At 57.8% G+C, this 18,982-nt stretch carries 19 protein-coding genes; 12 read left to right on the plus strand and 7 right to left on the minus strand.

Going from position 1 to position 18,982, the window contains the following annotated elements; genetic code table 11:
- Positions 1-21 precede the first annotated feature (21 nt).
- Positions 22-186, plus strand: coding sequence for a hypothetical protein (locus ACXAE6_RS09405; RefSeq protein WP_392801971.1), 165 nt, complete (start codon positions 22-24; stop codon positions 184-186).
- A gap of 46 nt (positions 187-232) precedes the next feature.
- On the opposite strand, the gene yfaE is transcribed toward ACXAE6_RS09405, so the two are convergent.
- The 3 genes from yfaE to nrdA all read right to left on the minus strand — a co-directional run bounded on the left by yfaE (position 233) and on the right by nrdA (position 3,977).
- Positions 233-499 carry a class I ribonucleotide reductase maintenance protein YfaE gene (gene yfaE, locus ACXAE6_RS09410; RefSeq protein ID WP_392801973.1) on the minus strand — a complete coding sequence of 89 codons (267 nt, stop codon included), beginning with the start codon at positions 497-499 and terminating at the stop codon, positions 233-235.
- Positions 496-1,620 carry a class Ia ribonucleoside-diphosphate reductase subunit beta gene (gene nrdB, locus ACXAE6_RS09415; RefSeq protein ID WP_392801975.1) on the minus strand — a complete coding sequence of 375 codons (1,125 nt, stop codon included), beginning with the start codon at positions 1,618-1,620 and terminating at the stop codon, positions 496-498. The genes yfaE and nrdB overlap by 4 nt, the downstream gene beginning before the upstream one ends.
- Positions 1,621-1,709: 89 nt before the next feature.
- Positions 1,710-3,977, minus strand: a complete 2,268-nt coding sequence (gene nrdA / locus ACXAE6_RS09420) for a class 1a ribonucleoside-diphosphate reductase subunit alpha (RefSeq protein WP_392801978.1) — start codon at positions 3,975-3,977, stop codon at positions 1,710-1,712.
- A 508-nt stretch (positions 3,978-4,485) separates the two neighbouring features.
- Here nrdA and ACXAE6_RS09425 point away from each other — a divergent pair.
- The 11 genes from ACXAE6_RS09425 (at position 4,486) to ACXAE6_RS09475 (ending at position 14,564) form a co-directional block, all read left to right on the plus strand.
- Positions 4,486-5,271 (plus strand): AraC family transcriptional regulator, encoded by a 786-nt coding sequence (locus tag ACXAE6_RS09425; RefSeq protein WP_392801980.1) that lies wholly within the window; start codon positions 4,486-4,488, stop codon positions 5,269-5,271.
- A 129-nt stretch (positions 5,272-5,400) separates the two neighbouring features.
- The gene (gene dctP / locus ACXAE6_RS09430; protein WP_475146740.1) at positions 5,401-6,465 is read left to right on the plus strand and encodes a TRAP transporter substrate-binding protein DctP; all 1,065 of its coding nucleotides are present in this window, start codon (positions 5,401-5,403) and stop codon (positions 6,463-6,465) included.
- Between the two features lie 55 nt (positions 6,466-6,520).
- A complete protein-coding gene (locus tag ACXAE6_RS09435; RefSeq protein ID WP_475146742.1) occupies positions 6,521-7,066 on the plus strand; it encodes a TRAP transporter small permease in 546 nt (181 codons plus the stop codon).
- Positions 7,066-8,343: a TRAP transporter large permease gene (locus ACXAE6_RS09440; RefSeq protein ID WP_475146744.1), complete on the plus strand. Its 1,278-nt coding sequence runs from the start codon at positions 7,066-7,068 to the stop codon at positions 8,341-8,343. The genes ACXAE6_RS09435 and ACXAE6_RS09440 overlap by 1 nt, the downstream gene beginning before the upstream one ends.
- Before the next feature lie 11 nt (positions 8,344-8,354).
- Positions 8,355-9,389, plus strand: coding sequence for a histone deacetylase family protein (locus tag ACXAE6_RS09445; protein ID WP_475146746.1), 1,035 nt, complete (start codon positions 8,355-8,357; stop codon positions 9,387-9,389).
- A gap of 34 nt (positions 9,390-9,423) precedes the next feature.
- Complete coding sequence (locus ACXAE6_RS09450; RefSeq protein WP_475146748.1) at positions 9,424-9,777, plus strand: RidA family protein; 354 nt, start codon at positions 9,424-9,426, stop codon at positions 9,775-9,777.
- Positions 9,778-9,780: 3 nt separating this feature from the next.
- On the plus strand, positions 9,781-10,743 hold the full coding sequence (gene lhpI / locus ACXAE6_RS09455) for a bifunctional Delta(1)-pyrroline-2-carboxylate/Delta(1)-piperideine-2-carboxylate reductase (protein ID WP_475146750.1): 963 nt from the start codon (positions 9,781-9,783) through the stop codon (positions 10,741-10,743).
- A 12-nt stretch (positions 10,744-10,755) separates the two neighbouring features.
- Positions 10,756-12,021 (plus strand): D-amino acid dehydrogenase, encoded by a 1,266-nt coding sequence (locus tag ACXAE6_RS09460; RefSeq protein WP_475146752.1) that lies wholly within the window; start codon positions 10,756-10,758, stop codon positions 12,019-12,021.
- A gap of 188 nt (positions 12,022-12,209) precedes the next feature.
- Positions 12,210-13,292 (plus strand): glycosyltransferase, encoded by a 1,083-nt coding sequence (locus ACXAE6_RS09465; RefSeq protein ID WP_475146754.1) that lies wholly within the window; start codon positions 12,210-12,212, stop codon positions 13,290-13,292.
- Positions 13,280-14,401, plus strand: a complete 1,122-nt coding sequence (locus ACXAE6_RS09470) for a hypothetical protein (protein WP_475146756.1) — start codon at positions 13,280-13,282, stop codon at positions 14,399-14,401. Before ACXAE6_RS09465 ends, ACXAE6_RS09470 begins: the two co-directional genes overlap by 13 nt.
- Positions 14,382-14,564: a hypothetical protein gene (locus ACXAE6_RS09475; RefSeq protein ID WP_475146758.1), complete on the plus strand. Its 183-nt coding sequence runs from the start codon at positions 14,382-14,384 to the stop codon at positions 14,562-14,564. Before ACXAE6_RS09470 ends, ACXAE6_RS09475 begins: the two co-directional genes overlap by 20 nt.
- Positions 14,565-14,604: 40 nt before the next feature.
- On the opposite strand, the gene ACXAE6_RS09480 is transcribed toward ACXAE6_RS09475, so the two are convergent.
- The 4 genes from ACXAE6_RS09480 to ACXAE6_RS09495 form a co-directional block, all read right to left on the minus strand.
- Positions 14,605-15,162: a TMEM165/GDT1 family protein gene (locus ACXAE6_RS09480; RefSeq protein ID WP_475146760.1), complete on the minus strand. Its 558-nt coding sequence runs from the start codon at positions 15,160-15,162 to the stop codon at positions 14,605-14,607.
- A 246-nt stretch (positions 15,163-15,408) separates the two neighbouring features.
- Positions 15,409-17,427, minus strand: a complete 2,019-nt coding sequence (locus ACXAE6_RS09485) for a TRAP transporter permease (RefSeq protein ID WP_475146763.1) — start codon at positions 17,425-17,427, stop codon at positions 15,409-15,411.
- Complete coding sequence (locus ACXAE6_RS09490; protein WP_475146766.1) at positions 17,424-17,933, minus strand: DUF1850 domain-containing protein; 510 nt, start codon at positions 17,931-17,933, stop codon at positions 17,424-17,426. Before ACXAE6_RS09490 ends, ACXAE6_RS09485 begins: the two co-directional genes overlap by 4 nt.
- Before the next feature lies 1 nt (position 17,934).
- Positions 17,935-18,891 (minus strand): TAXI family TRAP transporter solute-binding subunit, encoded by a 957-nt coding sequence (locus ACXAE6_RS09495; RefSeq protein ID WP_475146771.1) that lies wholly within the window; start codon positions 18,889-18,891, stop codon positions 17,935-17,937.
- Positions 18,892-18,982: the final 91 nt, after the last annotated feature.

The raw sequence follows: 18,982 nt of genomic DNA on the forward strand, positions 1-18,982 counted from the left end.
TGCAAACGGAGAATAACGATCATGAGTCAACTCAAACTGCTGAGCCTGCCTGCTGCTGCTTTTATCGTTTTATTGGGCGTCGCCGGTTGTTCCAGCATGGGATCGGACGATCACATGATGGACGACGATATGAAAGACAGCGAAATGATGAAAGACGACGATATGATGAAAGACGACGATATGTAAGTCGTCATGGCGGGCTGATACTCGCAGTGTCAGCCCGCCTTTCTGGTCAATCCCAAAACTCCACAGTGGCATCGACCACCACCTTACAACTGCACGCCAGAATATCGTTGGCGCCGCAGAAGGCGAGCGGCTCGCCGACTTCTTCCACCCGACCACGAATCAGTGTCATGCGGCAGGCGCCGCAATAACCTTCGCGGCACTGATAGGGAATTTGAAAACCCTGATCTTCCAGTTGTTGCAGCACCGTCTTGTCACGCTGCGGGAACAGCGTGACCTTGCGGGTGTTGCGGTTGTCCGAGCGTTGCTGGCTCACAACTCGAAGTCACCCAGCGCATCGGCGTCGACATCCGAATGAATGGCACCGACCAGGTAAGTGGTGATTTCGGTTTCCTGGGGCGCAACCTGGACCGAGTCGCTTTGCAGCCAGGCGTCCATCCACGGCAGCGGATTTTTCGGCGCGCCGAACAACGGCTGCTGACCGAGTGCCGCCAGGCGTTGGTCGGTGATGTGTTCAACGTACTGACCGAGGATGTCGGCGTTGAGGCCAATCATCGAACCGTCTTTAAACAGATACTTGGCCCATTCGCGTTCCTGCTCGGCGGCTTCTTTGAAAATCTTCACCAGATTTTCCTGCTCTTCAGCGGCAATTTCACCCATTTCCGGATCGTCCTGACCTTTGGCCATCAGGTTCAGCATGTGCTGAGTACCGGTTAAATGCAGCGCTTCGTCGCGGGCAATAAAGCGAATGATTTTGGCGTTGCCTTCCATCTTGGAGCGTTCAGCAAAAGCAAAACTGCAGGCGAAGCTGACGTAAAAACGAATGGCTTCAAGCACGTTGACCGAAACCATGGTGAGGTACAGAGCGCGCTTTAATTCACGCAGCGCTTTTTTGCCGTCGGCGCCGGCGCGCCATTCATCGGACGCCGTCTGGAAACGTTGCGTCTGGGCGATCAGTTCGTCGTAGTAACGCGTTACCGAAGTGGCGCGCGCAACGATGGCCGGGTTGGCAACGATGTCGTCGAATACCTTGCCCGGCTCGGTTAACACATTGCGCATGATGTGCGTATAGGAGCGCGAGTGAATGGTTTCGCTGAACGCCCAGGTTTCGATCCAGGTTTCCAGTTCCGGCAACGAGACGATCGGCAGCAGGGCGACATTGGGTGAACGCCCCTGAACGCTGTCGAGCAGTGTCTGGTATTTAAGGTTGCTCAAGAAGATGTGCTGTTCGTGATCGGGCAGGGCGATAAAGTCTTTGCGGTCGCCACTGAGATCGACTTCTTCCGGGCGCCAGAAAAACGACAACTGCTTTTCGATCAGTCGTTCGAAGATGCTGTATTTTTGCTGGTCATAACGCGCGACGTTAACGGTTTCGCCAAAAAACATCGGTTGGCTGAACGGATCAAAATCAGCCTGGTTGAATGTTTTGTAACTCATGATGTGTCCTTGTCAGCCGCAGCTGAAAATCTAACAAATCGGATGGGTCAATGAATTCGGCCCCACCCGAAGGTGAGGCCGTTTAGGATTTAGATTTTGCACGCTCCGGATGCGCAATCGTCGTCCTCGAGTTCGGCGCCGGCGCCGTCTCGGGTGTTGTGATAGTAGAGCGTTTTCACACCCAGTTTGTAGGCAGTGAGCAGGTCGCCGATCAGTTTCTGCATCGGTACCTTGCCGCCTTCGAAGCGGGCCGGGTCGTAGTTGGTGTTGGCGGAAATCGACTGGTCGACGAATTTCTGCATGACACCGACCAGGTTCAAATAACCTTCGTTGCTGCCTTGTTGCCACAGCAGTTCGTACTGGTCTTTGAGGTTGGCGATGTCCGGTACCACCTGCTTCATGACCCCGTCTTTAGAGGTTTTGACCGAGACCAGACCACGCGGCGGTTCGATGCCGTTGGTGGCGTTGGCGATCTGCGATGAGGTTTCCGACGGCATCAGCGCAGTCAGCGTAGAGTTACGCAGACCGTCGCGTTTGATGTCGGCACGCAGGCCTTCCCAGTCCAGTTTCAACTCGGTGTTGCACACCTTGTCGAGATCTTTTTTGTAGGTGTCGATCGGCAGTTTGCCAGCGGCGTACTGGGTTTCGCTGAAACCAGAACAGGCACCGAATTCACCGGCCAGTTTGTTGGACGCCTTGAGCAGATAATACTGAATGGCTTCGAAGGTATCGTGCGTCAATTCCAGCGCCGAACCGTCGGAATATTTCTTGCCGTTCTTGGCCAGGTAGTAGGCGTAGTTGATTACACCGATGCCCAGCGTACGACGTTTCATGGAACCAATTTCGGCGGCCTTGACCGGGTAGTCCTGGTAGTCGAGCAGGCTGTCGAGTGCGCGCACGATCAGTTCGGACAACTCTTCCAACTCATCCAGTGATTCCAGCGCGCCCAGGTTGAAAGCAGCCAGAGTACACAGAGCGATTTCACCGTTCTCATCGTTGATGTCGTTGAGCGGTTTGGTCGGCAGGGTGATTTCCATGCACAGGTTGCTTTGACGCACCGGCGCCTGTTTCGGATCGAAAGCACCGTGGGTGTTGCAGTGGTCGACGTTCTGAATGTAGATACGACCGGTGGACGCGCGTTCCTGCAGCAGGGTGGAAAACAGTTCCACGGCCGGAATGGATTTCTTGCGAATGTCGGTGCGCTGTTCGTACTCAGCGTAGAGCCGTTCGAACTCTTCCTGGTCTTCAAAGAAGGCGTCGTACAGACCCGGCACATCGCCTGGGCTGAACAGGGTGATCTGTTGGTTTTTGATCAGACGGGTGTACAGCAGACGGTTGATCTGCACGCCGTAGTCGAGCTGACGCACGCGGTTTTCTTCAACACCACGGTTGTTTTTCAGCACCAGCAGGCTTTCCACTTCCAGGTGCCACAGCGGGTAGAACAGCGTGGCCGCACCACCGCGAACGCCGCCTTGCGAGCAGCATTTAACGGCGGTCTGGAAATGTTTGTAGAACGGGATGCAGCCGGTGTGGAAAGCCGCGCCGCCGCGAATCGGTGAGCCGATGGCGCGAATACGACCGGCGTTGATGCCGATGCCGGCGCGCTGGCTGACGTAACGTACGATGGCCGCTGAAGTCGCGTTGATGGAATCCAGGCTGTCGTCAGACTCGATCAGTACGCAGGAACTGAACTGACGTGTTGGCGTACGCACACCCGACATCAGTGGTGTCGGCAGTGACAATTTGAAGGTGGAAGCCGCTTCGTAGAAACGCTGGATAATGTCCAGACGCTGGTCTTTCGGGTAGGACGAAAACAGGCTGGCGGCGATCAGTACGTACAAAAACTGTGGCGATTCATAAACATCGCCAGTCACCCGGTTCTGCACCAGGTATTTGCCTTCGAGCTGCTTGACGGCGGCGTAGGAGAAATTCAGGTCGCGCTCGTGACGCAGGAAGCTTTCCATTGCTTCGTAGTCGGCTTCGGAGTAATCGGTGAACAGGTGTGAATCGTAGCGGCCGGCTTCGACCATGGCTTCAACGTGGTCGCGCAGTTTCGGCGGCTGGAACTGACCATAGGCGCGTTTGCGCAGATGGAAGATCGCCAGGCGCGCGGCCAGGTATTGGTAATCGGGGTTTTCTGCACTGATCAGATCGGCCGCGGCCTTGATCAGGGTTTCGTGAATATCACTGGTGGTGATGCCATCGTGAAACTGCAGCTGGGCTTTCAGTTCCACCTGGGAAACCGATACATCGTCGAGGCCTTCAGCCGCCCAGTTCAGTACTTTATGAATTTTGTCGAGGTCCAGTGGTTCTGAATGCCCGTCGCGCTTGGCCACTGTGATTTGAGAAGTGTTCACCTGCGTCTCCTGTTTGGTCTTCTGGTGGTGACGCGTCGAACGGTGCAAACCCTCCTGGCTTGTTGCCGTTGTGCCGCAGTTCACCTCCGCCTGCTGGGTGTCAAAAAGGAACGCCCTGAGGGCTACTGAAAGCAGGGCGTTTCGCTGTGCATTTGGTTGCCTCGACCGGCAGGATTACGACGGCGGATCCTGCGTTGTGCACCACCCGGGACAACGTTTTTCAAACGTGCGGAGCGGGCTGTTATGGCGCTTTTCAGGCCACTGCTGATGTTCAGGGCGCTGCTGGGCTTAAGTGCCAAAATGCCTAGATATGGTGGTCGCTAACGAAGATGCTGTCAATATATAGTTTTCAGGTGAGTGTTCGCTTGCCCGCTATTGACCGCATATAGGGGGGCTGAATCTGACTGGTTGATTTTTGTGCGCGAACGCGTTGGGATAGGTTCAAACGCATGCCTTTCGTCAACCCCAAGATGTCGTTTACTGAAACCTAATTCCGCAGGTGTACACCATGGCCATCGTACAATTACAAACCTGTACATTGACGCAGCAATGGGTGTCGCACTCGCACGACCATCATCAGTTGATTCTGGCAACCTCTGGCAACACCGAACTGAGCATTGAAGGTCGGGGTAACCGCATTACCGGCGATACCGGCTGTCTGATTCCGTCCGGCTATCATCACGATTACCTGGGCGATGGCCGTAACACCACCCTGGTGATGGATCTGCCGGTCGCGGCCCTGGGCAAACTCACGCGCAGCGACGATGCCCAGCGTCTGTTCGAGCGACCCACCTTTTATAGTGTGCCCGGCGCACTCAAACAGATGGGCGCTACCCTGGCGCAGCAGGCGAGGGTGACACCCGGGCTGCACGATGAAATCTCGGCGCTGATTCTGCGCACGCTCTATTTGGGATTGTACGATCGGGCTCTGCCGGCCGAGCGACGTCCTGCGGTAGCGGCGCCGTCGGTGCACAGCCGGTTGTCGTCGGCCAGCATGAATCAGTTGGTGGCCTATGTTGAGGCGCATCTGGCCAGCGATATTAAAGTCGAAGATCTGGCGGCGCTGTGCTGTCTCAGCCCGGGCTATTTTCATCAGGCGTTTCGCGCCCAGACCGGCCAGACGCCCATGGCGTTTGTGCAGCAACGTCGCCTGCAACGGGCGCGCTGGTTGCTCAGTGAAACCGATTGGCCGATCGGCACCATCGCCGCCGAAGTGGGTTTTCGCGATCAGGGCAGTTTCAGCCGCGCCTGTCGACGCCGCTTCGGCTGCGCGCCTTCTTCGCTGCGTACCTGAGTTTCGGGCAAAACTGCCTGAGCCTCGGGCAAGCTTCTCTTACCGCTCTCCCTTAGAGTCGAAATAACGCGATCACAGCGGCTCCATAAACCAAACCAATAATAATCGCTTAAAAAAAGGGAGAGACCCATGATCAGCAAGCAGACAACAGCGCTGGCGCTAACCGCCGGCCTGGCATTCGGCGTTGCCGAAGCCGCGGAATACGAAATGGCCATTGCCACCCTGATTCCGGAAAACCTGAACAATAACGCTATTTATCCGGCCCTGGTGCATTTTAAGAACCAGGTTGAAACCCGCACCGACGGAGACGTGGAAGTCGTTATCTTCGGCGGCGGTCAGCTGGGTTCGGAAGTGGAAACCGGTTCGCAGGTTCAGGCCGGTGGCCGGGCGTTGCAATCGACCATTCTGACCTCCGGTGCGATGTCGTCCTTCTATCCGAAATATCAGGCGGTCACCACGCCCTTTATGTTTGAAGACTGGCGTCAGGCCTGGGCGTTCTTCGACGGTGAATGGTTTGCCGACTTTATGAGCGGCGCCATCGACGAAGCCGATATGCGTTACCTCGGCACCTTCGATGACGGCGGCGGCTTTGTGGCCTTTACCAATAATGAGCGGCTGATTCGTACCGTCGAAGATCTCGAAGGCCTCAATATTCGCGTCGAAGAAAACCCGGCGCACGTGGCGATGATGAATGCGCTGGGCGCATCCGCTACACCCCTGCCCTGGGGTGAATTAATCACCGCGTTGGAAACCGGGCTAGCCGATGGTCAGTTCAACGCGCCGGTGTTGAACACCACCTTCAACTTCAACGAAGTAACCGACTACACCACCTTGACCGGCCACGTTTATAACAGCGCCAGCTGGGTGGTCAGCGAAAGCTGGTATCAGGAACTGCCGGAAGAGTATCAGCAGGTGATCATTGAAGCGGCGCGCGAAGCGGTGACCATGAGTCACGGAGCGTCCGGTGCTTTTGCGACCGCCAGCTGGGAAAAATCCTGCGAGGTGTTTGACGAGTGCTACCTGATGCCGACCAGCGAACGTCAGCGCATGGCTGAGATTGCGCGTCCGGCCTGGAAGGAATGGATCGTGAATGATTTCGGTCTGGATGAAAGCCTGATCGACGATCTGTGGGCTGAAGTCGAGCGCATCGGCAGCGAACTTGAGCAGCAGGACTACGCCCGCTACGGCAACTGAAACTGACCGTTGACCGGCGCCCGGTCGTGGTGTCGGTCGACTTCTGGAGTCTGTGATGAAGCGCTTGTTAACCGCAGCGCGGGCGTTGAGCGATGGCGTTAATACCGCCGCCATTGCGGTGTGCATTTTCTGTGTACTGGCGATGCTCGCGATATCCTTTACCGGTTTTCTCTACACTCTTTTCACTGGCGGCGCGCTGAGCTGGACCTACTCATTGGCGCGTTTGTTTTTGCCATGGATTGGTTTGCTGTCGTCAACGGTGGCACTGCATTCGGGTGAACACGTCGCCATGACCTTGTTAATGCGTGTCCTGCCCGACTGGGGTGTGCGCATTGCCGCTGGTTTATCGATGGCGATTCTGGCGCTTTTTGGTCTGGCGCTGATTGTTTATGGCTGGGATTTTTTCAGCAACGCCCGGCAGATTTATATGGTCTCCGACAGCATTCAGGTGTCGTATAAATTAACCACCATTGCCGTACCCATTACCGGCGTGATCATCCTCTTGCATCTGGCGCAGGGCTTTTCGCTGCTCGAGCATTATCTCGATGAAGACGAGCTGATCGATTCTGCGTTGGATGATACCGAACAGGAGGGCGCGTGATGGCCGTCGCGGTAATTGTTTTTATTTTAATTTTGTTGATCGGTGCGCCGGTGGCGATTGTCATGGCCGTCTCCGGTATGGCCGGTTCTTTTATGCTCGGTGGCGAACGCATGATCGGTATTGTGGCCGATCGCATGTTCTCCGGCGTGTCCGGCTATATGTTGATTGCCGTGCCCTATTTTATTTTTACCGCCGAGCTGATGAACCAGGGCGGTTTGACGCGCAAACTGATTGCTTTTAATAACGCCTTGCTCGGTCGGGTGCGCGGTGCTTTGTCGCATGTGAATGTGACGGTCTCCTTGTTCTTTGCCGGTCTTACCGGTGCGGCCATTACCGATACCGTGGCCATCGGCAAGATCATGATTCCGGAGATGAAAAAGCAGGGGTACGACGCCGATTACGCCGCCGCCATTACTGCCTGTTCGTCGATCATCGGGCCGATTATTCCACCCAGTGTGGTGATGGTGGTCTACGCCTCCATGCTGCGCGATATTTCGGTGATCGATTTATTTGCCGGCGGTATTATTCCCGGCGTGCTGATGGCGGCGGTGTTGCTCGGCACCAGCCTGGTGTTGTCCTTTAAACGCGGTTATCCGCGTCAGCCGGCGCAGTCGATCAAGGTGGCGTTGATTGCGTTTTTGACCGCGCTGCCCGCCTTGTTTGTGCCGGTGATTATTCTCGGCGGCATTTTGACCGGCGCCACCACCATTACCGAAGCCTCCGGCTTTGCCACCGTCTATGCGTTGGCGATTGGTTTTCTGCTCTATCGTAACCTGACCTGGCGCAAGGTGTTGGAGTCGCTGGTGACTACGGTGCGTTTATCCGGCGTGGTGTTTTTTCTGTTGGCAACCTCGGCGGTGCTCAGTTGGTTTGTGACCCGCTCGGGCATTGCCCGCGATGCTGCCGAAATTATTACCGCCATTTCCGATGTCGCCATCATTCAGATCTTGCTGGTCTGTGTGCTGCTGATTTTGCTCGGCACTGTGATGGATGTGTTGCCGGCGCTGGTGGTGGTTGCACCGGTGATCGTGCCGGCCATGGTGCGGCTCGGTTTTGATCCGCTGCACTTTGCCATCGTTATGATCGTCACGCTGAACGTTGCCAATGCCACGCCGCCGGTGGGCATGACGCTGATGACCGCCGCGCGCATCGCCAAGGTGCCGTACGAGCGTGCCATTGTCGCCAGCTGGCCGTTTTATCTGGCGTTTCTGGTGGTCATTGTCTTGCTGGCGCAGTTCCCGCTGTTGTCGACCTGGATTCCTTCTTTGCTGGATTAATGGAGCCGAAGATGCAGTGCTTTTATTCACCGCGCCAGGCGGATCATTCGCCCGATACCTTTTTGTTGCGCGGCGAGCCGGCGCCTTCGCCCGAACAGAGCACCCGCGCCGACGTCTTGCTGGCCGCGCTCGATGAAGCGGGATTGGTGATTGAACAACTCGATGGACAGGGTTCAGCGGCGCTGGCGCAGCGACTGGCTTTGGTGCACCGGCCGCGTTATCTGACCTTTTTGAAAACCATCCAACAGCGCTGGGGCGAACTGCCCGGTGCACCGCAGCGCGTTGCACCCAACGTTCACCCAACATCCTCCGCTCAGCATTACCCCGGCCACCCGGTCGGTCAGGCCGGTTGGCATCTGCACGATATGGCCTGCCCGTTAGGGCCGACCAGTTACCGCGGCATTGTCGCCAGCGCGGCCACGGCCGAACGCGCCGCCGAAGCGGTGTTGCTGGATCCGGCGCAGCGCAGCTATGCCTTGTGTCGTCCGCCAGGTCATCACGCCGGTCCGGAACGCGCCGGGGGGTTTTGTTTTTTGAACAATGCGGCGCTGGCGGCGGCGGTGTTGCGTGAACGCTTTGCGCGGGTGGCGATTGTCGATGTCGATCTGCATCACGGTAACGGTACTCAGGAAATTTTTTATTCGCGCAACGATGTCTGGACCGGTTCCATTCACGCCGATCCGGATGGCTTTTATCCGTTTTTCTGGGGCACGGCGAAGGAGACCGGTGAGGGCGCGGGCGAGGGTTTTAACCTGAACGTGCCGTTGCCGGTCGGTGCCGATGGTGATGCCTTTATGGATGGGCTGGAAACCTTACTTGAAGGTTTCGATGACTTTGGCGCCGAAGCGGTGGTTATCGCCCTGGGACTGGACGCCCATCAGGACGATCCGCTGGCCGGCATGACCTTGACTACCGACGACTTTAACCGCGTTGGTCGGCGGCTGGCGCAACTGACACAGCCGATGGTGGTGGTCCAGGAAGGCGGTTATCCGACGCCGGCACTGGGCGCTAACCTGAGCGCTTTTTTATCCGGCCTGAACGGCTGATTTTTTTTACTGTAACGATCGATAAGGAAACCCCATGAGCATTCAATATCACAAGCCAGGCGCACGCATGAGTCAGGTCACCGTTCACAACGGCACGCTCTATTTGGCCGGTCAGGTGGCCGCCGATGCCAGCGCTGACACCGCCGGTCAGACGCAGCAGATTCTGGAGCAAATTGACGCGCTTTTAGCGGCGGCCGGCTCGGATAAGTCGCATCTGTTAGCGGCGACGATCTGGGTCACCGATATGGCTAATTTTGATGCCATGAACGCCGCCTGGGATGCCTGGGTCGTGCCCGGTCGGCCGCCGGTACGCGCCTGCGTAGAAGCCAAGCTGGCCAAGCCGGAATGGCTGGTCGAAATCATGGTGACCGCCGCCGTTAAGGAGTAAGGCATGGATATTCTGTCGTCGCAGGCCGTGGCGACGGCCTTGCCTTGGGCGGCGCTGGTGGACCGACTGAACACCACCTTCCGCCAGGGCATCGAAGCGCCACCGCGTCATCATCACGCCATCGAACGCCCCGACGGCGAAGCGACCATGTTGCTGATGCCGGCCTGGGAGCCGGATGGGTTTATCGGCATGAAGATGGTCAATGTGTTTCCGCAAAATGCGGATCGTGGCCTGCCGGCCATTTCCGGCTTGTATCTGCTGTGCGATGGCGACACCGGTCAGCCGCTGGCCTGCATGGATGGCAGCGAACTGACGCGCCGTCGTACTGCAGCGGCCTCGGCGTTGGCGGCGCGGTATCTGGCGCGCGAGTCGGCCGACAGTCTGGTGGTGGTCGGCACCGGTCGCTTGGCGCCCATGCTGATTGAAGCGCATGCCGCAGTGCGACCAATCCGGCGTGTGCGTATCTGGGGTCGCAACATTGATAAAGCCAAAGCGCTGGCTGATGAATACCGTGGCTACAGCGCTGGCTTGCAGGTGTTGGAGTCGGTTGAGGCAACGGACGATCTGGCCAGCGCCGTCGCTGATGCCGCCGTGGTCAGTTGCGCCACCCTGTCCACTGAACCGCTGGTACGCGGCGCCTGGCTGAGCCGTGGTACTCATCTGGATCTGGTCGGCGCTTTTCGGCGCACGATGCGCGAAACCGATGCTGCCTGCATCGATGGCCAGGCGGTTTTTGTCGATACCTATGCCGGCGCCGAAGGCGAGGCGGGGGATCTGCATTTTGCGCAACACGAAAGTGGTTTTGAGTTTGCCGATATCCGCGCCGATCTGGCTGAGCTGACGCGACAGCAGCATTCGGGGCGCGCCGATGAAGACGCCATAACGGTGTTTAAATCGGTCGGTGCATCGCTGGAAGATCTGGCGGCTGCGATTGAAGTCTGGCAGCAGGTAAAAGCAGCCAATTAAACGGACACTAACATGAAGGTTGTAGTGATTGGCGCCGGCGTGACCGGCGTCACCCTGGCTTGGGAATTGTGTCAGCGTGGTCATGACGTCACCGTTGTTGAAGCACTCAGTGAGCCTGGCCTGGAAACCAGCCGCGCCAATGCCGCCCAGCGTTCTTATGGCGCGGTCTATCCCTGGGCCTCGCCGGCCTTGATGCGGCAGGCGTTGCGAACTTTTTTCAGCAGAAATGGCGCTTTCAAACTGGCGTTGCCGCCCAGCCCGGAGACGCTCGCTTTTCTGTTTCGCACGCTCAAACACGCTCTCACACCTGGCCGCTTCGATGCCAACCGCGAAGCCATGTTGCGTCTGGCTGAACACAGCCGGCAGTGCTTTTTGGCGCTGCAGGAGGAGTTGGGAGCGGCGCTGGCATTCGATGGCGATCACCGGGGTTTGATTGAGCTGGCCAGCAGCCACACAGAGCGTGAACGCTTGGGCGCCGATACCGCCCTATTGGAGCGTTTAGGTATCGACTATGAACTGCTCGATGCCGCAGGCGTACGTCGTTACGAGCCGGCCTTGAATAATGATGCGCCGCTGGCCGGAGGGCTGCGCCTGAACAGCGATGGAACCGGTGATTGTTATCAGTTCACCCAGGCTTTGGCTGCACAAGCAGCCGCAGCGGGTGTGCGCTTTCGCTACGGTGTCTCGGTTAAAGAACTGGCTGTAGAGAACAACAGAGTTCGCGCTGTCATCCTCGATAACGACGAGCGGCTGGAACTCGATGCGGCAGCGCTCTGTGCCGGCTTTGCCAGCCGGGTGCTGGCACGGTCTGTGGGTCTGGCGGCGCCGATCTATCCGGTGAAAGGTTATTCGATGACGCTGCCGCTGATCGATGCTGACCAGGGACCACGCTCCACGGTGCTCGATGATCGCTATAAGGTGGTCTGTACCCGTTTGGGTGGGCGGTTGAGAGTCAGTGGTTTTGTGGAATTGTGTGGTCTCGATCGGCGTCTGCCGCAAGCGCGGTTTGAGGTGATGCAACAGGCACTGCGCAGCCGCTTTCCCGCAGCAACCAGCGGCCAGGTGGAGCAGGCCTGGGCCGGTTTTCGGCCGATGACGCCGGACGGTCCGCCACTGTTGGGTGCCAGCCCGGATGGCCGTTTGCCTAATCTGTATTTCAATACCGGCCACGGTACCTTTGGCTGGACGCTCAGTGCTGGCTCCGCCAATTGGGTCGCCCGCCAGCTCGATGGTGAAGCCTTGCCTGACTATTTAAAGGGTTTTGGGATTCGCGGCTGAAGGATGATCGGCTTTGTTTTAAAGGTATAGCATTAGAATACCAATTATCCTTTTGAGGCCGAAAAATAAATAATAGTCGCGAATCAGTCCACAAAACCTCCCTCTGCTGATTATTAGCACTTGCCTTTAAGGTATCTAAATGATCTCCTTCTGCGCTTTCGAATTAATGAAACGTATAAGGTGGTTGGGTGTCTGCGGTTCAGCTCTCCTTGGTTATTCCGACTTATAACGAAGTTGAAAATATTGCTACTTTGGTACAACGGTTGCGCCAAGCCTTAGCGGGGCATTGCTGGGAGGTCATTTTTGTCGATGATGATTCACCTGACGGTACGCTGGCGGCGATTCAACAGCTGGCCAGCAGCGATGAGCGCATTCGTTATATCAGTCGCAAAGGGCGCCGTGGTCTGAATTCTGCCTGCAAGGAAGGCGTACTGGCCGCGCATGGTAAGTGCGTGGCGATCATGGATGCCGATCTGCAGCACGATGAAAGCATTCTGCCGCAGATGCTGGTTCAGGCGCAGCACCATGATCTGGTGGTGGCCAGTCGTTATAGCGGTGACGGCGGGGTATCGGATTGGTCGCGTCTGCGCTTGTTGGTCAGCCGTGCCGCTACCTTGCTGAGCCGGATGTTTATCCGCCATTCACTGAGCGATCCGATGAGCGGCTTTTTTCTGATGCGCGGCGACTTTGCGCGACGTTATATCGATCAGGTGGGCAGCGACGGTTTTAAAATTCTGCTCGAGCTGGTGGCCAAGTCATCCAGGCAGACGCGCATCGCCGAGGTGCCTTATGTATTCCGTAGCCGCCTTGCCGGTGAAAGCAAACTCGACAGCCGGGTGGCGTTGCAACTGCTTGAGTTCCTGTGCAAACACCGCTTCGGTGAACGCTTTCCGTTTGCGCTGTGCCTTTATGGTCTGGTCGGTGCAATTGGTGTGGCGGTGCACCTGAGTGTGTTGTGGTTACTGCTGCAGGTTTTTGCCGTGGACTTCCGCCTGGCGCAAGCCGCAGCAATTATGGTGGCGATGGTGGGAAATTTTCAGCTCAATGACTGGCTGACCTTTGCCAACAATCAACGTCGTCATGCGCATTATTTGAAGGCGTTGTTGTCTTACGGTCTGGTGTGTTCCATGGGTGCCGGCCTGAGTTATTTGGTCTCTGTCTTCCTCTACGCGCACGATACCCAGTGGTGGCTGGCCAGTTTCTCTGGCATTCTTGCCGGCTTTTTCTGGAACTATCAGGCGTCGAGGTTATGGGTTTGGTGTCGCGTCTAACATTAAAATGGGGCCAGCAGGAATGGCCTGGCAGTGACCTCGGCATTGCGCTGCTGTTGTTCGCCGCCAGCAATGTGCTGGTCTATTCGGTGGTGCTGATTGGCTCGGGTTTTCTGCCCATAGCGCCGCCCAGTTTTTCCGGTTTCTGTCTGGCGGACTGTCTGTGGTATGCCGATCTTACCTCGGTCGGCTACGCCGATGGCAGCACCAATACCGATAAGCTCCGCTACGCAAACTGGGCGTTTTTTCCGTTGTTGCCGATGCTGGCGCGCGGCTTGGTAGCGGTGCTGCCGATCAGCGCTGAAACGGCGTTGATACTGTTGGGTAAGTTGTTTCTGCTGGGCAATATTTACGCCTTTATCAAACTGCTTCGGCACTATCATCCCGATGTACAACCGCAGTGGGCTGGCGCCTTGGTTGCGCTGAATCCCTTCGTTATTTATATGCACGCCGGCTATACCGAGTCGCTGTATTTCCTGCTGTTGACGCTGGCGTTTATCGCTTTGCAACGCGGCTACTGGTGGTCGGGTGCGATAGCGGCGCTGCTATCGGCCACTCGGGTAGTGGGGGTGTTTTTTTTGTTGCCCTATTTGTTGCTGGCTTGGCAGCGTCGGGATAAGCAACAGTGGTTGAGTCGCCGCAATCTGAACTGGCTGCTGGGACTGATGTTGATACCCTTGGGCCTGGCGCTGTTTATGATGTTTCTGGATCAACAGATTGGTGATCCGCTGGCCTTTAAGTCGGTACAGATATACTGGAGACGCACGCTGCAAAATCCGATCGCCGTTATTATTGATGGCTTTCGCGGTTTTGAATCCGGCTATTACTCGCTGACGGCGGTGCTGGGGATTATCTCAATCATAGTGCTGATGTATTGTCGGCAATACGCCCTGGCACTGTTTATGATTCCGACCCTTTTTATACCATTGATGACCGGCCTGATGTCGATGCCGCGTTTTGTTTTTTGGCAGCCGCCGTTTCTGGTGGCGCTCTATTTTGTCTTTTATCGTCTGCACCGCCTCTGGCCGATATACTTTGCCGCCAGCGGCGTGTGGATCGCCATCATGGTGTTAGCCTGGTTTGTGCCTCATGCGTTATTCAAGTACTGATCTGTTGCGCGGTCTGGCCATTATTGCGCTGGCGGTATTTTATCTGTGGCTGGGTTGGCGCGTTCTCGTGGCCACGCCGGACCCGGTCTACCAAGCCTGGTTAGACCGGGAGATAGAGCAAGTCCGAATTGAGCGTACGGCTGGCAAAATTCCACCGAAATAACCCGATTGAATGCGGAATATTGTCGCTGTCAGTGCCGGCGTCAGAACGACACCAGCGTCCACACCCCAAAGCCGATAAAGAGCGCGCAGGCGAACAGATGAGCGGCGCGCACCGGCAGTCTTTGCATCACCCAGTTGCCGGCAAAAATGACCGGTAAGTTAGCCGCCAGCATGCCGGCGGTGGTGCCCAGCGTGACCCAGAAAATAGACTGATATTGTGCCGCCAGAATAACCGTCGCGATCTGGGTTTTGTCGCCGATTTCGGCCAGGAAAAACAACACCAGTGTTGCCAGGAAAGGCCCCCAGCGTTCGACGCTGCTGGTATCGGCGTCGTCTTTATCGGGAATCAGAATCCACAAGCCGACGGCAATAAAACTCAGACCGATCAACCAGGGGCCCCAACCCGCCGGTATCCAACCGACCAGCCAGTCACCGAGCCAGGCCGAGATGCCGTGGTTGATGACAGTAGCGATCAGAATGCCGAAGGTGATGGCTGTACGCGCGCGAAAACGTGTGATTAACAACAGCGTCAGTAATTGGGTTTTGTCGCCGATTTCGGCAAGAGTCACCACAGCGGTGGAACTGAGCAGAGCGTCCAAGATGATTCCTTAGGGGCGGGATGAGATCACGTAAGGCAAACCACACGGTCCCGCCCGGCACCGTGCCGTTTGCCTTAGGTCTCATCAAGCCAGCCGAGAGGCTGGGTGCGACGACCATGAGCTGTGGCTCAATTATGTTGACCGCCGCGCCGGTGGGGATGGAACACTACCGGCCGATTACTCCCCCAAGACGGCACGCAGTTTAGCGGCTCGATCTGGGGGAGACAAGCGACGACCCTGGGTTACTCAGCCGTTGGCCGGAGCGTCTTGGTGTCTGGACGATGACCAGGCATTGATCGACAACAGCGCCGCCATGGTGACCACCCCGGCTATCTCAAACGCCAGGCTCGGATAGAAGATGGCAATAACCGCCGCCGTCAGCACCAGTCGTTGCCAGATCGGCAGCGGTGCAAACAGATAGCCCTCAATCACGGCGGCAAAGGCAACCAGAGCCAGAATGACAATCAAGCCATTCCACAGCAGCAACGGCGGCGGCCCGCCTTCGATGATGATCGGATTGAACACGAAGAACAGCGGAATCAGGTAGAGCCCCTTGGCGAACTTCCACGACTGCACACTGGTTTCCATGGTCTTGCTGCCCGCAATCGCTGCAGCGGCGAAGGCCCCGAGCGCCACCGGCGGGGTGACGTTGGAATCCTGCGAATACCAGAACACCAGCAGGTGAGCGACCAGCAATGACAGCCCGAATTCGTTGGTCAGCGCCGGACCGACCAAAACGATCAGCACGATGTAGCTGGCCGTCACTGGCAGACCCAGGCCGAGAATCAGGCTGGCGATGACCACCAGCAACAAAGCCAACAGCAGGTGGCCGCCGGAGAAGGCGATCATCATTGAGGAAAACTTCAGCCCCAGACCGGTTAAGCCGACCACACCGACGATGATGCCCGCCACCGCACAGGCGATGGACACCGCCAACGCATTGCGCGCGCCCAGCTCCAGCGCTTGCAGTAGTTTGATTGAACCGTCACGCAGCGCTTGCAGCACAGATTGACGCAAGCGTCCGTCGCGGCGGCCTTGTTGCACCGCCAGCCAAAGCCCGTTTAATCCGGCCACGCCGATCAGCCCGACGATGGCGTAGAAACCCACGCGCATCGGCGAAATACCCAACACCAGCAGATGCACCAGCATCAGCAGCGGCGCCAGAAAATACCAGCCGCTGGCGAGCACCTGACGCAGTTGTGGCAGCTCTGAACCCGGCAAACCTTTCATGCCTTGTTTAACAGCGATGATGTGCACAAACAGATAGACGGTGGCGAAATACAGCAGCGCCGGAAAAATGCTGACTTTGACGATGTCCAGATAGGGCAGGCGGGTGTATTCGGCAATCAAAAAGGCACCCGCGCCCATCAGCGGCGGCATGATCTGCCCGCCGGTACTGGCAGCGGCCTCGATGCCACCGGCCTGAGCCGGGCGATAACCGAGCTTCTTCATCAGCGGAATGGTGAAGGCACCGGTGGTGACCACGTTGGCGATGGCGCTGCCGGAAATCGAACCCATGCTGGCCGACGCCAAGACGGCTGCTTTCGCCGGACCACCGCGCTGACGGCCGGTGGCGGAAAACGCCAGGTCGATAAAGAACTTGCCCGCGCCGGTTACTTCCAGCAGCGCGCCGAACAGCACGAAGATAAACACAAAGGTCGCCGCCACACCCAGCGGCAATCCGAAGATGCCTTCCTGACCCAGATAGAGCTGAGCGGCCAGGCGATCGAGTGAATAACCCCGGTGACTCAACAGGCCGGGCAACCAGTCGCCCAGCCAGGGCAGGGCGCCGCGCGAACCGGCCAGCGCATAGACAATGGCGACTGCACCGATAATGGTCAGACCGGTACCGACGGCGCGGCGGCTGGCTTCGAGCACGGTGACGATGCAGATACAGGCAACGACGATATCGGTGCGCGTCCAGAAGCCGGCGCGGCTTACGATGTCGTCGAGAAAATACACCAGATAAAAGCCCGACAGCGCAGCGGCTGCAAACAGCGCGGTATCGAGTGCGATCGCCAGCGGGCCGCGTGTCTGGCCCGGGCGTGGACCAAACAACACAAAACACAGCATCAGCATCAAACCCAGATGGATGCCGCGTTGATAAAACAGGCCCAGCGGTTGAATGCCGGCGCCGTACAGATGGAACAGCGATAAACCGATACCCAGGATGGTAATCAGCGCCAGGCTGAAGCGGTTGCCCGGCAACGCCTGCGGCTGCCAGCTGCCACTGGTTTGGATGGGAAGGGCGGAATAGTGACTCATAACGATGAAGGTCCGTCAGTCGATGGGATCAGCCGAATTTCGACGCGTTCACCTGCCGCCAATTGGCTGAGGCTGAGACGACGCTCACCCACCTCAATTCGATGATCGACGCGCACACTGCCGACGCGCAACAGAAAACGATTGGCCGGCACCGGTGCATCGATATCGACAATGCGATAACCGTGCTCGGTGTCGGATAACAAGCGACCGCGCCCCGGCGTATGGCCCAGTCCAGCGGCGAAGTCCGGTGTGTGTGTGCTGCTCAGCAGCATCTGGCCGTCGGCCACCCGGTAGCAGTCCTCAACCTGAAAGCCCTGTACCGAGTGATGCCACAGCAGACACCAGCGACCGTCAGCCGGTAACGCCAGGCTGGCCAGCGGTGCGCCGCCTGCTGCCTGAACCACCAGCGTTCCAGCCGATTCCGGCGCTGCCGCTGGCGCCTTGGCCAGCAACAGCACCGCGCCCAGAACGATCCAGGCCGAGCGCGACAAGCGTGGGCGACTCACCTCAGCGGCGCAGCCGGGCCGGAATGTCAGCGCCGATTTCCTCGTAGTAACGCAGCGCACCCGGATGCATTGGGATCGGCGTAGAAGTCAGCGCAAACTCGACCGTGGTGTCGTCAGCGGCCGGATGAATGGCGCGCAGTTCCTCGACCCGTTCGAACAGCAGCTTGGTGATTTCATAGGCCAGGTCATCGGACATGGCAGTGTTCACCACCAGAACGTTGGGAATACCAACGGTCTGCACGGCGCTGTCCATACCTTCGTACAGGCCGGCGCGCAATTGATAAGGCGCGAACACCGGCTCTGCGGCAACCGCATTGCGGATTTCCGCATCGCTCAGCGGCAGCAGGCGAATATCACGCGCGCTGGCCAGGCTGAGGATGGAACTGGTGGGCGGACCAACGCTCCAGAAACCGGCGTCGATATCGCCATCACGCAGTGCATCGGCGGTTTCGTTGAAGTTCAGGCGTTGCACGGTGAAGTCGTCATAGCTGATGCCATTGCTTTCCAGAATCGCCTGAGCGTTGACTTCGGTGCCGCTACCGGGAGCGCCGACAGAGACGCGCTTGCCGGCCAGATCGGCCAGCGAGTTGATGCCTGAATCGGCGAGCGTGACGATTTGCACCGCATTGGGGTAGAGCGACGCCAGCGCAACTACATCCAGTTTGCGGCCGGAGAAGCGCTCACCGCCTTCGTAGGCTTGCAGCACGGTGTCGGCCAGAGCGATGGCAAGGTCAGAATCCTCGCGATGGATCAGACCCATGTTTTCCACCGAGGCACCGGTGACTTCCGCCACAGCGGTGGCGCCATCCAGATGTTCGCTGATCAATTCGGCCAGACCGCCGCCGAGTGGGTAGTAAGTACCGCCGGTACCGCCGGTGGCAATGGACAGGTCTTCAGCCTGAGCGGCGGACCAGCCCAGCAGCAGGGTCGCGCCCAAAGCAGGGAGTAGGGTTTTCATCGTGCGTTCCTCTGTTGTTGTTGTTTTGCGAAGTCGGTTTCTGTGAACCGAGGTCGATAGTACCCGAGCTTAGCGATGGCCCACAAAAAAA

It is taken from the genome of Saccharospirillum sp. ABV4_185 (assembly GCF_056159245.1).